Source organism: Lysobacter sp. Root916, from assembly GCF_001429785.1.
Taxonomy (GTDB): domain Bacteria; phylum Pseudomonadota; class Gammaproteobacteria; order Xanthomonadales; family Xanthomonadaceae; genus Lysobacter.
In genome coordinates this window covers 76,365-92,601 of sequence record NZ_LMJF01000013.1, presented here as the reverse complement: position 1 = coordinate 92,601, position 16,237 = coordinate 76,365, and the positions used below count along the sequence as shown (strand labels likewise).

Below are 16,237 nucleotides of genomic sequence, written 5' to 3'. Positions count from 1 at the left end.
CTCAAGTACATGGAGACACCTCGACGGCAAGACAGTCGTAGAGCTTGGCGAGCTGGCTCTGCAGGGCGGTGTCGGCGCGTTCGCCTTCCACCGTCATGCGCAGGTGCCAGCGATCGCCGTCGGGTTGCGCTTCGCCGTCCACCGACAGGGGACGGAAACCGCGCCGTTCGGCGGCGCCCAATACGCGAGCCAGCGCGCCCTCGGCCTGGCGCAGGGTCAGTTCAAGCTGGTATCGCATGGGCATCCTCCTTGTCGGTGGCGGGGGTGGGAGAGGCGGCCGCCGCGATCGCGTCGGCCTCGGGGTCCAGCATTTCGGCATTGCTGCGGTTGGGCGGCACCAGCGGCCAGACGTTGGCTTCCTGATCGATCGCCACATGCAGCAGCGCCGGGCCCTCGCAGGCCAGCATCGCGGCCAGCGCGTCCTCGACCGCATCGGCGCGTTCGACATGGAACGAGGCCACGCCGAAGGCCGCGGCGATCGCGCAGAAGTCCGGGTTGTCGGACAGGTCGATCTCGGAATAGCGGCGTTCGAAGAACAGCTCCTGCCATTGCCGCACCATGCCCAGGGCCTGGTTGTCGAGCAGCACGATCTTCACCGGCAGGCGATAGCGCGCGACGGTGGCCAGCTCCTGCACGTTCATCAGGAACGAGCCGTCGCCGCTCACGCAGATCACGCGCGCCGACGGGTCCTGCATCTGCGCGCCGATCGCGGCCGGCAGGCCGAAGCCCATCGCGCCCAGCGCGCCGCTGGTCAGGTGCTTGCGCGGATCGTCGAAGCGCCAGTGCTGGGCCACCCACATCTGGTGCTGGCCGACGTCGCAGGTCACCACCGCGTCGGGGGCCAGGTCGGACAGGCGCCGCAGCAGCGCCGGTGCGTACACGGTCTCGCCGGGCGCGTCGTAGCGCGGGGCGCAATCGCGTTTGCGTTGCAGGCAGGTGTCGCGCCAGGCGCGCCGTGCGCCGCCGTTGCGGCCCTGGGTCTGGGCGGTGCAGGCCGGCGTCAGCGCTTCCAGCGAACGGCGCAGATCGCCGTTGACCGCGGCATCGGCGTGGCGCAGCTTGCCGATCTCGGCCGGGTCCAGGTCCAGATGGACCACACGCGCGTTCGGCGCGAACTCGGCCAGTTTGCCGGTGGCGCGATCGTCGAAGCGCGCGCCGACCACGATCAGCAGATCGCATTCCTGCACCGACAGATTGGCGGCGCGGTTGCCGTGCATGCCCAGCATGCCCAGGTTCAACAGGTGCTCGGCCGGCAGCGCGCCCAGTCCCTTCAGCGTCAGCACGGCCGGGATCTGGCTGCCTTCGACGAAGTCGCGGAATGCGCGCACCGCGTCGCCCAGGGCGATGCCGCCGCCGCCGTAGACCAGCGGCTTGCGCGCATGCGCGATCAGCGCCGCGGCCTCGTGATAGGCCGCGTCCGGTGCGCTCGGCAGCGCATCGGTGGGCAGCGGCAGGTGAGCGGGCAGATGCGCGGCGTCGGCGTTCTGCACGTCCTTGGGCAGATCGATCAGCACCGGGCCCGGTCGCCCGGAGCGCGCCAGGCGGAAGGCCTCGCCGACCATGCGCGGCAGATCGTCGACGCTGCGCACCAGGAAGCTGTGCTTGACGATGGGCAGGGTCATGCCGAACACGTCCAGTTCCTGAAATGCGTCGGTACCCATCAGGGACGTCGCGACCTGGCCGGTGATCGCGACCATCGGCACCGAATCCAGCATCGCGTCGGCGATGCCGGTGACCAGGTTGGATGCGCCGGGACCGGAGGTCGCCACGCATACGCCGACTCGCCCGCTGGCACGGGCATAGCCGTTGGCAGCGAAAGCGGCGCCTTGCTCGTGGCGGACCAGCACATGCTTGAGGTCCGACCCGTGCAGGGCGTCGTAGAAAGGCATGATGGTGCCGCCCGGATAACCGAACAGCGTGTCCACGCCTTCTGCGGCCAGCGCTTGCGCCAGCCAGCGGGCACCGTTCATCACGCAGCCTCTTCCTGTCGTTCGCCGCGCGTGGCGGCGGGGGCGGGAGCGGCCGGCTGCGCTTTCGGCGCGGTGTCCAGCCACTTCATGTTGGCGCGCAGCTTCTTGCCGACCGCTTCGATCGGGTGATCCAGATCGGCCTGCTTGAGCGCCTTGTAGTTGGCGTTGCCGGAGGCGTACTCGGCGATCCATTGGCGGGCGAAGGTGCCGTCCTGGATTTCCTTGAGCACGCGGCGCATCTGCGCTCGGGTGTCCTCGTCGACCACGTAGGGCCCGCGGGTGAGCGCACCGTACTGCGCGGTTTCGCTGATGAACTCGTGCATGCGGGTCACGCCGCCTTCGTAGAACAGATCGACGATCAGCTTCAGCTCGTGCAGGCATTCGTAGTAGGCGACTTCCGGCTGGTAGCCGGCTTCGACCAGGGTTTCCCAGCCGGCTTGGACCAGCTTGGTCGCGCCGCCGCAGAGCACGGCCTGCTCGCCGAACAGATCGGTCTCGGTCTCTTCCTTGAACGTGGTCTTGATCGCGTTCTGGCGCGCGCCGCCGATGCCGGCGCAGTAGGTCAGCGCGAACTCCTCGGCGCGGCCGCTGGTGTCCTGATGCACGGCGTAGACGCTGGGCACGCCGCGGCCGATTTCGTATTCGCGACGCACCAGCGCGCCCGGGCCCTTGGGCGCCACGAGTACGACGTCGAGGTCCGCGCGCGGCGCGATCTGGGCGTAGTGGACGTTGAAACCGTGCGCGAACAGCAGGCACGCGCCCTGGGCGATGTTGGGTTCGATCACGTCGCGATAGAGCTGTGCCTGGACCATGTCCGGCGTGAGCACGGCGACCAGCTCGGCGCCGGCCACCGCCTCGGCGGGCGACTTGACGGTGAAGCCGTCGGCCTTGGCCTTGAGCTCGGTCGGGCCACCCGGGCGCAGACCGACGGTGACGTCGAAGCCGGAGTCGCGCAGGTTGAGCGCGTGGGCGCGGCCCTGGCTGCCGTAGCCGACGATGGCGATCTTGGGGCGGAAGGTCGTAGCGGTCATGTCTGTGATCTCTGAGCGAGGAGTGAGCGGAGGGGAGTGAGGAGCGAGTGGGGTCAAGCGGTTTCGGTGCTGGCGTGTTCGACCAGAGCGGCTGGGATCGTTCGCGGCGGCGGCGACTGCAGCGGACCGGGCGCGGTGACCGCGCCTTGCGAGGCCGAGCCGACCAGCAGCGCGTACTTGGCGAGCACGCCGGTGGTCACGCGCGGGGCGATGCGCGCGGGCTCGCGTGCGGTCAAATCGGCGGCGACGTTCAAGCGGCGCGTGCGCACGTCGATGCTCACGCGGTCGCCTTCGCGCAGACGCGCGATCGGGCCGCCGTGCGCGGCTTCCGGCGAGATGTGTCCGACCATGAAGCCGTGGGTGGCGCCGCTGAAGCGGCCGTCGGTGATCAGGGCGACGTCGTTGCTCAGGCCCTGTCCGACCAGGGCCGCGGTCACCGCCAGCATTTCGCGCATGCCGGGGCCGCCGGCCGGGCCTTCGAAGCGGATCACCACCACGTCGCCGGCCTGGATTCGGCGCGACTGCACGGCAGCGAACGCATCCTCTTCCGAGTCGAACACCCGCGCCGGGCCTTCGAAATGCTCGCGGCCGTGACCGGCCAGCTTGAGGATGCAGCCTTCCGGCGCTAGGTCGCCGTACAGCACCGAGTAGCCGCCGCGCGGCTTGATCGGGTCGGACACCGGGCGCACCACGTCCTGCTGGTCGGCCATGCAGGCGTCGGCCAGCTCCTGGAAAAAGGAACGGCCGGTGACCGTCGGAATATCCTCGATCAAGCCGGCCGCTTTGAGTTCGCGCGCCACCAGTGCCGCTCCGCCGAATTCGTACATCTCCGCGGCGGTGTAGCGACCGCCCGGTTTCAGGTCGGCGATCACCGGCGTATGCGCGGCGGCTTCGAATTCCTCCAGGTCGAAGGGCACGCCGGCTTCGTGCGCGATCGCCAGCAGGTGCAGCGCGGCATTGGTGGAGCCGGCGGTGGCCGAGACCGCGCGCGCGGCATTGCGCAGCGCGGAGGGAGAGAGGAGCGCGCGCGGTCTCGGTCCGCCTTTACGCAGTTGCTGCATGACCAGCTCGCCGCAGTTGCGCGCGGCCTCGGCCTTGTCGGCATGGATCGCCGGGATGTCGTTCAAGCCCAGCGGCGACAGGCCCAGGAAGGTCAGCACCATGGCCATGGTGTTGGCGGTGAACTGGCCGCCGCAGGCGCCGGCGCCCGGGCAGGCGTGCGACTCGATACGGTGCAGCTCGGCGTCGTCGATGCGGCCGGCCGAATGCGCGCCGACGGCTTCGAACACGTCCTGCACGGTCAGCGGCTTGTCGTCGGCCGCGCCCCGCTTGGACGGGCAGTGGCCCGGCATGATGGTGCCGCCATAGAGGATCACGGTCGGGATATCCAGGCGCGCCGCCGCCATCGCCGCGGCCGGAATGGTCTTGTCGCAGCCCACCAGCAGCACCATCGCGTCCAGGCAATGCCCGGACACCGCCAGTTCGATCGAGTCGGCGATGGTTTCGCGCGAGGCCAGCGAGGCGCGCATGCCGTCGGTGCCCATGGCGATGCCGTCGGTGACGGCGATGGTGTTGAACTCGATCGGCGTGCCGCCGTTGTCGACCACGCCGCGGCGCACGTGCTGGGCCAGATCGCGCAGGGTGATGTTGCAAGGCGAAACGTCGGACCAGGTGTGGACCACGGCGACCAGCGGTCTGGCGATGGCCGCGTCGTCGAGACCGGTCGCGCGCAGCATCGCGCGTGCGGGGGCTCGGGCCGGGCCTTGCTTGATGGCGTTGCTTCTCACGGAAAAACGTTCCTGCAGTCGTGGTCGACAAGGAACCCGAGGCCTCAGAAACGAAAAACCCCGCGCCTTTTGGGCGCGGGGTTCAGGTTCTTTCGACCTTGGGTTGTGTGGTTTTGCTACACGAACCCGACTCCCGCGCTGGTAAGCGAGGTAATAAGTACGAGGACGAGAATAATCGTGGCGATCGCGGGTGCGAGACGCAGCGAAACGCGCGCGGCGTCGTTCGAGGCCGTGGCGGCCTTGAGCGAAGTCGTCTGCGAGTGGTTGTTGCGCTGCGTCATGAGGACGAGAAAAGCATGTCGATTCGCACCTTGTCAACCGTTTTTTAGGTTTCATGCGAAACCGTCATAAGGCGCTCGAGGCCGGGCGCTGCGATTCAGGCGGGGCCCCTGATCGGATCTGAGATGGCCGTCGCACTCGACGCTACGCCGTGGCCGGCGGCGGCCTGAATCCACGTCTGCATCGGCGCACCATCCTTAGGTCCGCATCGGGTCCGATGCGGACTGCGCCTGCAGGGACGCTGGGCAAGGTGCCTGTCGTGCGCACGACCGATACGCATCTCGCGCCGCGCCGCGCTGTCCAGGGAGGACACAGCATGAATCCGAATTCCATCCATCCATCCATCGCCCGCCGGTGCAGGAAGCGCCTCGGCTTGGGATGGCGAGCTAGCGTTTTACTCGTCGCGCTGGCGGCGGCGGGCACGGCCAGTGCGCAAGAGACTTTCAGGAAGGCGATGACCTGGACGGTGCTCGCGCAGAACGGTGGCCAGGTGCGCGTGGGCGCGGACGCCTTGTCGAACGCGTACGCGGGCGACACTCAGATCGATACCGAGTTGCCGATACTGTGCGCTTACATCGATGGTCGCGGCTCGTTCAACGCAACGGCCTACGACTACCGGCAAGCGCAGATGGTGAGCGAGCCGGGCGACCCCGGTGCGCCCGGCACGCCCATCTACGAACTTCCGCTGCCCCCTGACGATCCCCCGCCCGGCAACGCATACAGCTTTTCCGAAGGTTGGTTGCAAGGCGAGGTGCGTCTGACGCCGTCCATCCACGGCGTGGCGCTGATATCGCGAGAGCGCGGCGACGAAATCTGCGCCGATACCTTCGATCCCGGTTGGCGGATGGCCGAATTCCACGACGGCCGCTATGGCCCTTACTTCGAGTACCGCGGCGGTTGGACCTATTGGGCCGACGGCAATTTGCCCGCCGGCGCGCGCTTTTGGACCGCGATCGACGATCAGCCGGCCAACCCGTGGAACTCGGCCGGCGAGATCCCGGCCGTGCAGGTGCCCAAGTTCATGCCGTCCGAGGCGCCGGTGCCGGACCAGTACGTGGTGATGTTCAGCGAGGAGACGCCCGAGGCCGATGTCGAGCCGCTCTCGCAGGCGCTGCTCAGCAGCTACGGCGGCACGGTCATCAACGTGTTCCCGTCGGTACAGGGGTTCTCGTTCACCGGCAGTCAGTCCCAGGCCCTGGCGATGAGCGCCGATAGCCGCGTGGAGTCGGTCGAACAGGACACCTACGGCGAGCCGGCCGAGTATTGGCATCGCGATCGCATCGACCAGCGTTACCGCCCTTACAACAACAGCTACCTGCCCGGTAACGACGGCTCGGGGGTGAACATCTACGTGCTCGACACCGGCTTCCGTCGCTCGCACGAGCAGTTCGGCGGACGCGCCAGCCAGCAGGCCGACTTCATCCGCTTCCTGGGTTCGCGCGACGATTGCAACGGCCACGGTACCTCGGTCGCCAGCGCCGCCGGCGGCAGCACCGTGGGCGTGGCGCCGGGCGCCAATCTGATCTCGATACGCATCGCCGGCTGCGGCGGCACCGCTTACAACCCGCTGACGTCGCTCACCACCTCGACCATCGTCGCCGGCCTGGACTGGGTCGCGCGGCATCATGTCAAGCCGGCGGTGGCCAATGTCAGTTACGGCTCGTCGCCCGGTTTCTGGCGGCGCTGGTTCAACTGGCGGACGCCGCAGGACCGCGCGGTGCGACGCGCCGTGCAGGCGGGCGTGACCGTGGTGGTGTCGGCCGGCAACGAAAACAAGAACGCCAACCGCTCCACGCCCGCGCGTGCGCCCGAAGCGATTTCGGTCAGCTCCACCGATTACAGCGATATGCGCGCGAGCTTCGGCAACTACGGCAAAGTGGATATGTTCGCTCCGGGCGTAAGCCTGCTGCTGGCCGATCTGGGCAGCGACAACGGCTACCGATACGGCAGCGGCACGTCCTACTCTGCCCCCATGGTCGCCGGCGCGGCCGCGCTCTATCTGCACGATCACCCCTGGGCCAGTCCGGCCGAGGTCCGCAACGCGCTGCAGAACTCGGCGACCCCGGGCGTTGTCGGCAACCCGGGGCCGGGTTCGGCGAACCGCCTGCTGTTCGTCGGATCGGCCGGCGGCAGCGCCACGCATGCCGGTCTCACCTGGAGCGTGGGTACGCAAAGCGGCAATCTGAATCACGTCGGCGTGCATCCCAACAGCAATCCCTACGATGGCGACACGCCGGCCTCGGCGACGCTGCCGCTGCTGTGCATCGCCGTCGACGGCAGCGCGATGCCGGGCGGCTTGTCGCTGAGCTACTCCAGCGGCTGGGCACGCGGACGAATCGCCGCGACGCCGCCGGTCTCCGGAACCCAGCTCAGCAGCCGCGCGACGGCCAATGCCATGTGCGCATCCGCGTTCGGTGCCGGATGGCGGATGGCGGAGTTCCACGATGGCCGCTACGGCCCCGGTCTGGCCTATCCCACCGGCTGGTCGTTCTGGGCTTACGGCACGCTGCCCGTGGGCACCCGCGTCTGGATCGCGATCGACGACCAGCGCGCTAATCCCTGGGACTGACGGATTCGGGGCGCCGCCGCGCGCGGCGCTCCCGAATCGATGCGGCATGACCGCATCGCCGGCGATGGACGCCATTTACGGGCGTCCGTCGCCGATGCCGGGCGTCGCGGCGGCCGCACAGGGCCGCGACGCCTCCGGACGGGTTTGCCGGCGACAAGGCGGCGGCACAGATCAAGGCGTCTTGAAGCCATGGATGCAGTAGAGCGGCAGGCCTGGCCCTGCCTGCCGATGCAGGCGGCAGCGAGCTGCGGCGGATCGGCGACCGCGTAGATCCCGCCCTCCGATCCCAGACTGAGGTTGTCCGACCCGGCCAAGAATCCGGGTCGATCCCGCGCTCGCCTCGGCGCCGCGCCAGCCACCGTATATCCGCCCTGTGAGCGCATGAATTGCGTATCTATTGCGGGCGAATCGCGTCTGCATCTGATTGATTAAGCGCGTTTTTAGTGCATTTCATGCGGGTTGTTAGTGCACAAGACTTGCCCCCATCCAAGCGCTCCCCTGGTCTTCTGTGACTGGGTTGTAATTTTTCTGTGACTAACAATTAGTTTCCTATAGGATATTTATCGTCCTGTTGAGGTGCGCCGGGCCGGGCTGCGGGAATGGGCTCCGCGCACGCCGCGCCGCAGGTGCCGCCGGTGAGGTTTCGAGCGCCCACAGGACAAGGGGAAATCCGGTCGGGGACCTGCGGCGGCATGCGCACGGAAGGGTCCGCAGCCGGTTCGTGCGAAACGAAGGGGCGATCGAATCGAGGCCTGCGGCGCTGCCTGGCGCTTCGCGCCGATGCGCAGGAAGGGGATAGGCGTCTGATGGAGCGAGTGCAGCAGTGGTTGGGCGGCCTGTTGGTGTTGGCGTGCCTGGCTTGGGTATCGAACGTCGGCGCGCAAACGACGGTGCGCTATCAGCAGGTGCTGAAGGGCGGCGCCGCGATGATCGGCAACGCGCACTACCTGCGCTCGTCCGACTTCGGCAATCCGATCGTGGTCAACGACGTCGATGGCGACGCGAGCACCGCGATCTCGTCCTCGGCGGATCTGATCCTGCCGTCCGGCTCGACCATCATGTACGCCTATCTGACCGTGCAGACGGGTTATCAGACCAGTCAGGGCATCGGGCCGATGACCAGCGTCAAGTTCCGCGTGCCCGGCGGCAGCTATACCACCCTGACCAGCGCCTCGGCGCAATTCCTGCAGGCGCGCACCACCACCGAAGCGGCCAGCGGCGGTACCCGCTTCTATCGCCAGATCATGTTCAACGTGACCAGCCTGATGCCGGCCAACGGCTACGTCAGCAATGCCGGCGGCAGTCCGCTGGCGCGCTACTTCGTCGCCGACCCGGCACCGGGCTTCACCGCGGCCGGCGCCGGCGACGCCGCGCGCAGCCGCCTCGGCGGCTGGTCGCTGATCGTGGTCTACCGCCACGCCAACGCGCTGCCGCGCTCGATCACGGTCGCCGACAACTGGCAGTTCTTCGGCTCCGGCGCCTTGTCGATCGATACCGACGTGCCGAACGTGCAGTTGCCCAATGGCGGCACGGTCACCGCCACCGTCGGCGTGGCCGCCACCTACGGCGATCCGTCGGGGACCACGGGCGGCTTCACCTGCGGCAACTGCGACGACTTCCTGTCGTTCGGCATCGCCGGCGGCACGCTCACCGATCTGAGCGACCCGGTGCGCAACGTCACCAGCGATGCGCTCAACTCCACCATCGGCTGGGCGGCGGGCAACGACGTCAGCACCGACGGCGGCCCGGCGATCTCGGGCAGCTATGCCGCGCGCAACCCGGCCACGGGCTTCACGCCCTCCACCTACACCACCGTCGGCACCTGGGGATCGGCGGACTACGACTCGGACATCTTCAACGCCAGCGGCCTGCTGCCCGCCGACGGCTCCATCCGCACCCTGCGCTTCCGCCAGCGCAGCCTCGGCAACGATTGGCTGGTCAGCGGCTCCTACTTCGTGTCGGTGGAAACCGGCACCGCCGCCCTGCGCAAGTCGCTGACGCCGGCCGCGATCGTCGATGGCGGCGTCGGCACCTACACCTTCACCTTGGACAACACCTCGCCGACCTCGGTGAACCTGACCGGGGTCGGGTTCACCGACAACCTGCCCAGCAGCCTGCGCGTGGCCAACCCGGCGGCGATCGCCAACACCTGCGGCGGCACGGTGACGGCCGCGTCCGGCGCGACCGCGATCGTGGCCAGCGGCATCACCTTGAACGCGGGCACGTCCTGCACGATCAGCGTCAACGTCACCAATGTGCCGGGGCAGACCAATACCAGTTGCGCGGCCAACCCCACCGCCTTCACCAACAGCACGATCAACATCACCGGCACCACCAGCGCGCTGTTTCCGGACTTCAATCCGGTCTGTCTGGTGGTGCAGCCGGCGGCGACGATCGTCGTCGTCAAGGACGCGGTGCCCAACGACGCCCAGGACTTCGCGTTCACCGCGACCGGCACCGGTTTGAGCGCCTTCAGCCTGGACGACGACGGCGACGCCACGCTGTCGAACACGCGCAACTTCACCGGCCTGGCCGCCGGCAGCTATACGATCACCGAAACCGCGGTAGCCGGGTGGGTGCTGACCGGCCTGGTCTGCAGCGATCCCACCGGCAACAGCAGCGGCAACACCGGCACCCGCGTCGCGACCATCGATGTCGCCGCCGGCGAGACCGTGACCTGCACCTATACCAACACCAAGCGGGCGCAGTTCCGACTGGCCAAGACCTGGGACGTGAACAGCGCGGTCGGCGACGTGGCTACGATCGCCGCGACCACGGGTCTGGCCAACAACACCGCCGCCTTCAATTCGCCGGCCACCGCCGCCATGCAGGGCGCGGCCGTCGGGGTGCTGGTCGGCGAGACCGCGAGCCTGCCGGCCGAAACCATGACCCCGGCCGGCGCGCTGGCCAATTACCTCACCTCGCTGACCTGCGACAACGGCGTGGTGCCGTCGGGGGCGAACGGCCAGGCCGCCAATACGGTGCAGATCCCGGGCAATCTCGCGGTCGATACCCTGATCACCTGCACCTACACCAACACGCGCAGGACGACGACGCTGCAGCTGCGCAAGCAATGGTCGGGCGCGGCGGTGGGCGACGACGCCACCGTAACGCTGACCCGCGCCGGTGCCGGCATCGACAGCCTGGCCTCGGATGCGGGCAGCGCCGGCGAGCTCGATAGCGATGCCACACCGACGACGGTGTTCGCCGGCGAGACGGTGGTCGTCGCCGAAAGCCTGGCCGGCGCCAATGCCGGCGCCTACAACGGCAGCCTGGCCTGCACCGGAAGCGCGGACGCCAATCCGAACGACGGCATCACCGTGGCTGCGGCCGACACGGCGATCGTCTGCACCTACACCAATACGCGCCGATCGGCGGACCTCTCGGTCGCGAAGACCAATGGCGCCAGCCTGCTCACGGCGGGCAGCACGACCACCTATACCGTGACCGTTCGCAATCAGGGGCCGGATGCCGCGCACGGTGCGGTGGTGCGCGATACGCCGGGCGCGCAGTTGAGCGGATGCACGGTGATCGCTTGCGCGCCGATCGGCGCCGCGGCCTGTCCTGCCACGCCCGCGAATCTGCTCGCCGTCGGCGGCGTCGCAGTGCCGACCCTGCCGAATGCCAGCGGCGTGGTCTTCACTTTGCAGTGCACGGTGCTGTGAGCGCCTGAGCCTCGTTATCAGGCGAAGCCGCGGCGCTTGCGCCGACAAGGCGCAGCAGCGCTGCGCGCGTTGGCTGGGCAGCTCGGTCTGGGCGTACCGGATGCCGTTCGCGCGCGTGTGGCGACGGGTGCGCAGGCGCCGGCGGTCGTCCAGGTGTCGCAAGACGGCACCGGTTCGGCGACTGGCCGCCGCAAAGCCGCGATCGGGCGTTGACCCCGCGTCACGAGGTCGCCGACCATGAGTGGACATCGCGTCTCGGGCTTCGATCGCGATGGATGGCTGCGAATTCCGGCGTTTTGCGGCAAGTGGCCGGCACCTGGCCGGCCGTACAATAGCGGCCGGACCCCTCGCGCAAAGGTCCGCTTGCCCGGCGAGCGGGCTTGCACCCAACGACTACCCTGGCATGCCGCAACTCTCAGCTCCCACCGAATCGGTACTAAAGCAAGCCATCGATATCGTCGGCCAGGAGGGCGTCAGCGAGGATGAGATCGAGCGGCGGGTCGCGGCGCTGGTGGAAGAGCCCATGCTCGCCCGGCGTGTGATCGACTGGCTGCCCGAGGTGTTCGGGCTGGTCCTGGTCTCGCACATGGATGGCGTCGAACTGCCGACCACCTTCAGCGCGCGCGATCGGCGCGGTCGCTGGCATCGGTTCGAGTTCGAAATCGAGCCCGTCTTCAAGAGCGCCTTGGTGCTGGCGGTGGAGATGTATCACGCCGGTCCCCGTCGCGGCTTCGGCGCGGTGGCGCTGCGCAGCTCGGTGGTGGCCGCGGCCAGCCAGGCCTTGCGCGAGAACGGCACCCTGGAGGGCGCGGACCTTACCGGACCGGCGCTGGCTGGAATACCGGCCGAGCTGTACGCGAGCGCGGCAGCTCGGAAGTAACAGGTTCCTGGCCACGCCTTGACGGTGCCGTCGATCCGAGTCCAATCTGGATCGCATCGATTCCTGGGGGCAGCGAGAGGCGCTATGCCGGATACCGTGAACTTGTCCTGGGGACGTTTCGCACTGGCGATCGGCGTGCTCAACGGCGTGCCGTTGTTGCTGGCGCTAACGGGGAATGGGCTGGATTCCAGTCTCATGATCGTATGGCTGGTGGCGATCTCGCTCTCCATTTTCTTCGCGTTCGGCTGGGCCCGCCTGCGACGGGAGAATGCGGTCAGTCCGCTTTCCGCTTTCGACAAAGACCGTTTCAAGCGTGTGCTCATAGGCCCGCCGGTTCCCGCCATCGTGTGGTTCGCCGCCACGATGGCGGTGGCGATCGGCCTAGCGGTCATGACCGCCCTGTAGCGGCAGCCGAGGCATGGAGTTCCTCTGTCGATTTCACGACAGCGACGCCCTGTCGCAGGCGCGCGGCCGCCTGCGTGAGAAGGGTATTCCCAGCTTCGCCTCCGAGGTCGAATCGCGCAGGATGGGCAGCCAGTGGGCGCTGTTCGTGTGTTTGCCCGAGCAGGCCGAAGATGCGCGTAGGCTCCTGCGCGATCCGAACCATGAACCCGCCGTGCGTGTCGACGCCGCCGAGTTCGAACGCGCCATCGAGCACGCGGAACGCGCCCCCTCCGACGAGACGTTCGCGCGCTGGATCACCATCGTGGGCGCGGTGGTGGCCGCGGGCTTTCTGGCGCTGGTTTACCTGCGCTCGCAATGGGCCTGAGCCGGTCCGACCCGAGCCCGCCCCGTCGCGCTAACGCGCCTTGCCGCGGCACGCCTGGAGATGCAGCGGTTCCGCCGCGCTCAGCGCAGCCTTGATCGGAACCTGTGCGCCCGTGGTGTTGAGCATGCGGCCGCGCTGGCGTAGCGCGCTGAGGAAGCCGACGGTGTCGCGGGTGGCGAAATGCGTGGGCCCGAGCCTGGCCCGCTCCGAGGCCAGGGCCTGCTCCAGATAGCGCTGCGCCTGCGCGTTGTCGCAGTGCTCGTAGGCGTGAAGGGCGCGATACACCCAGGAGTCGTGCAGGTACAACTGCGCGAGGTAGCCGGTGTCGTCGCGGTACGCGTCCAGGGTGCGCGCGAAGTCGCGGTCGGCTTCGACGCGATGGCCTTGCTGGTAGCGCAGGGTGATCCAGAAGATATCGACCATGCCCCGGTAGCTGCTCTTGGGCTCGAAATAGCGCTCTCCATCCGCGCGGCTCTCGCGCAGCAGGGCTTCGACCCTGGGCAGGTCCGCCGCGCCGCCGTGCAGCAGCAGCGAATGGGCCAGCAGCAGCTTCTCCCACGGCCCCGGAATGCGGGCCGCGCGCTTGATGCGCAGGTTGTATTCGAACAGCGCCTCGGCCTCCTTGTGGTCGCCGGGCTGCAGGATCGCCGGCGCCAGATCGTGCAGGCGGGCGGCCAGGGTGCGACGCGCGAACAACGTGGTTTCATGGGCCGGGCCCAGACGGGTCTCGCAAATGCGCAAGGCCTCGCGCAGCACCGGGACATTGTCGCGCGATTCGCGCGCGGCCACGGTGGACCCCATCAACAGCGATAGCGCGTACTCGGGATGGTCGCGGCCGTAGGCGGCTTCGATCAGGGCGCGCCCGGCCTCGATGTATTTCAGCGCATCGACTTTACGGCCGTTCACGTACTGCCCGTAGCCGAGCAGGATCCAGGCGCGCGCGGTCTTGGGGTGGCGGTCGCCCAAGGTCTCGCGGCGGTCGCGCAACAAGCGCTCGGCCATGGCCAGGTCCGACGAGCGCCGGTAGCGGGCGGACATGGTCAACCAGTGATCGCGCCCGTCGTCCGCCAGCACCGGGTTGCGCAGGTCGACCAAGGCGATGGCGCGCTCCGCGTCGGCCTGCGCCTCTTTGAGCCGGAACAGGCGGCCGCGGAACTTGCTGCGCTGGATCAGCAGTTGGGCGAGCAATTCCTCGTGCCCGCCGCCCAGCGCTTGCGCCTGACGCAATGCCGTATCCAGCGTCCTCAGGGCCGCCGTCGGATCGCCCAGACCCCACTGCGCCTGCGCCAGTTCGACCCCGAAGGCGACCTTGGACTGATGCGCCTGCGTATCGTGACGCTCGGCCAGCACCGCGAGATGCGCGCGCGCCACCTGCGCGGCCTCGGCGTAGCGCGATTGTATGTTGAGCAGGGACAAGCGCGTGGCGGCGACGTAGTCCTCTTCGTCGATGTCGTCGCCGAGACTGAGTTGTGCCTCGTCCGCCAGACGTTCGGCGTGCCGATAGTCGCCGATCACCGCGTAGCTGCGCGCCAGCGTGGCCAGGCTGTGCGCCTGCAGGACGTGGTGCCGCTTCAGGTCGAGCTTGCGCAGCTCCATTTCGGTCTTGGCCAACAGGTTGCGCGAAGAGAAGGGCGTGGTGCCCAGGCCGGATAAGGTGGCCGAGCCCAGGGTCGAGGCGAACAGTTCGCTGACCGCGCGAGTGGCCTGGGCTTCGTGCAAGGCGCGCTGACTCTGCCAGTGCGAGATGCCGAAGGCCGCGCCCAGCACCAGCGGCAGCGCGAATGCCAGACTGGCGGCGGCGCGGTTGCGACGCAGCAGTTTTTTCGTGCGCGGCCACCAGCCGACCGGATTGGCATGGACCGGGTGGCCGGTGCGCCAGCGTCGCAGGTCTTCGGCGAATGCCTGAGCGCTGGCATAGCGATCCTGTGGCCGCTCGGCCACCGCTTTGAGCGCGATCGCCGATAGATCGCCGGCAAGCTCGCGCGTCAGCGCCGCAATGCCGGCAACGCCGCGCTCGGTCGCTACCGAACTCGGGACCTGGGCGAGCAGGCGATCCATCGGCGCGGCGGTGCCTTGCGCGGCGTCGGGTATCAGCGCGCTGAGGGTATGCAACGCGGTCGGCCATTGCCCGCACAGCAGGCGATAGCTCAGCACGCCCAGGGCATACAGGTCCGCGGCCGTGCCGCCCGCGCCGAGGCTGTGCGCGCCTGCGCGCCGTATCTCCGGCGCGGCGTAGTCCATGGTCAGCCCTATGCGCTCGCTGTGCGCGCCGGTCAAGACCTCGAAGGTGGAGGACAAGCCGAAGTCCACCAGCTGCACTCGGCCGTCCTCGGTCACCAGCAGATTGGACGGCTTGATGTCGCGATGCAGCAGGCCTTGCGCATGCGCGTATCCCAAGGCCCGCGCGGCCTGCATCAACAGATCGACGCGCTCGCGCACCGGTGCGCGGCGCCGATCGCACCAGCGGTCGATGGCAAGCCCATCGACGTAGCGCATCGCGAACCAGGGTTGGCCGTTCTCGTCCACGCCGCCATCGACCAGGGCGGCGATGCCGGGATGGTCGAGACGCGCGAGATGATTGCGCTCGTTGCGGAAGGCCGCGATCAGCTCCGGCGTGGCCAACTCGGCGCGCACGCATTTGAGCGCGACGCGCTGTTGGTAGTGGCCATCGTCGCGGTGCGCCTCGTAGACGCTGCCCATGCCGCCGTGCGCGATCGCGCGGTCGATGCGCCATGCGCCCAGGCGGGTGCCGATGCGCGCATCCGCTGCCTGCGCTTCGTCGGCATCCAGCGGCCGCGATGCTTGCTTGTCGGCGATTACGTCCGCGGGCGAGCGCGACAGTATTCCGGAGGCGCTGTCGTCGTCGGCTTGAAACAAGGCGCGCAGCGCCTGGTGCAAGGCGGGATCGCGGCGCGCCAGCTCGGCCAAAGCGCTTTGGCGTTCGGCCCAGGGCAGGTCGATCCACTGGTCGAACAGGCCCAGTGCGCGCGTGATGAGTTCGCTCATGGAGGGTGCATCGCCGCCTTGGTTGGATAGGCCGGGTCCATGGCCGGATGGTTCCGTCGCGGCAGGGATGGTCGTGATGAGTAGGCGTTAATTGATACGCCAAACGCGAAAGACTGTCGAACCCCCGAGCTGCAAGCCCGTGCCTGTCGCGATGGCCGTGCGAGTGTCGTGTGCGTGGCGAGTCTTCGAGCGTGCTTTCGGATCAGTCGCGCGTATGCAGCGCGTGGCGGCGGATCGTGTGACCGCGAAAATCGAGTGGATTATGTGTGTATTTGTGATGC

General features: G+C 68.5%; 10 protein-coding genes. 5 read left to right on the top strand and 5 right to left on the bottom strand.

Annotated features, from left to right (window positions below; genetic code table 11):
• Window position 1 precedes the first annotated feature (1 nt).
• Genes ASE35_RS12895 through ASE35_RS12880 form a run of 4 tightly spaced genes read right to left on the bottom strand, consistent with a single transcriptional unit; the run spans window position 2 to window position 4,788 of the window.
• Window positions 2-238, bottom strand: coding sequence for an ACT domain-containing protein (locus ASE35_RS12895; RefSeq protein ID WP_056180214.1), 237 nt, complete (start codon window positions 236-238; stop codon window positions 2-4).
• Entirely contained in the window at window positions 222-1,970 is a 1,749-nt protein-coding gene (gene ilvG / locus ASE35_RS12890; RefSeq protein ID WP_057164124.1) for an acetolactate synthase 2 catalytic subunit, read from the bottom strand. The genes ASE35_RS12895 and ilvG overlap by 17 nt, the downstream gene beginning before the upstream one ends.
• Window positions 1,970-3,001, bottom strand: a complete 1,032-nt coding sequence (gene ilvC / locus ASE35_RS12885) for a ketol-acid reductoisomerase (protein ID WP_056180206.1) — start codon at window positions 2,999-3,001, stop codon at window positions 1,970-1,972. Before ilvC ends, ilvG begins: the two co-directional genes overlap by 1 nt.
• Before the next feature lie 53 nt (window positions 3,002-3,054).
• Window positions 3,055-4,788: a dihydroxy-acid dehydratase gene (locus ASE35_RS12880; protein WP_057164123.1), complete on the bottom strand. Its 1,734-nt coding sequence runs from the start codon at window positions 4,786-4,788 to the stop codon at window positions 3,055-3,057.
• 733 nt (window positions 4,789-5,521) lie between these two features.
• On the opposite strand from ASE35_RS12880, the gene ASE35_RS12875 reads away from it, so the two are divergent.
• The 5 genes from ASE35_RS12875 (at window position 5,522) to ASE35_RS12855 (ending at window position 12,950) form a co-directional block, all read left to right on the top strand.
• The gene (locus ASE35_RS12875) at window positions 5,522-7,636 is read left to right on the top strand and encodes a S8 family peptidase (protein ID WP_057164122.1); all 2,115 of its coding nucleotides are present in this window, start codon (window positions 5,522-5,524) and stop codon (window positions 7,634-7,636) included.
• A gap of 806 nt (window positions 7,637-8,442) precedes the next feature.
• Window positions 8,443-11,301, top strand: a complete 2,859-nt coding sequence (locus ASE35_RS12870; RefSeq protein ID WP_057164121.1) for a DUF11 domain-containing protein — start codon at window positions 8,443-8,445, stop codon at window positions 11,299-11,301.
• A gap of 403 nt (window positions 11,302-11,704) precedes the next feature.
• On the top strand, window positions 11,705-12,181 hold the full coding sequence (locus tag ASE35_RS12865; RefSeq protein ID WP_056180192.1) for a hypothetical protein: 477 nt from the start codon (window positions 11,705-11,707) through the stop codon (window positions 12,179-12,181).
• 84 nt (window positions 12,182-12,265) lie between these two features.
• On the top strand, window positions 12,266-12,586 hold the full coding sequence (locus ASE35_RS12860; protein ID WP_057160889.1) for a hypothetical protein: 321 nt from the start codon (window positions 12,266-12,268) through the stop codon (window positions 12,584-12,586).
• 13 nt (window positions 12,587-12,599) lie between these two features.
• Window positions 12,600-12,950, top strand: a complete 351-nt coding sequence (locus tag ASE35_RS12855; protein ID WP_057164120.1) for a hypothetical protein — start codon at window positions 12,600-12,602, stop codon at window positions 12,948-12,950.
• A gap of 30 nt (window positions 12,951-12,980) precedes the next feature.
• Here ASE35_RS12855 and ASE35_RS12850 read toward each other — a convergent pair whose 3' ends face one another.
• Entirely contained in the window at window positions 12,981-15,956 is a 2,976-nt protein-coding gene (locus ASE35_RS12850; protein WP_057164119.1) for a serine/threonine-protein kinase, read from the bottom strand.
• Between the last annotated feature and the right edge of the window lie 281 nt (window positions 15,957-16,237).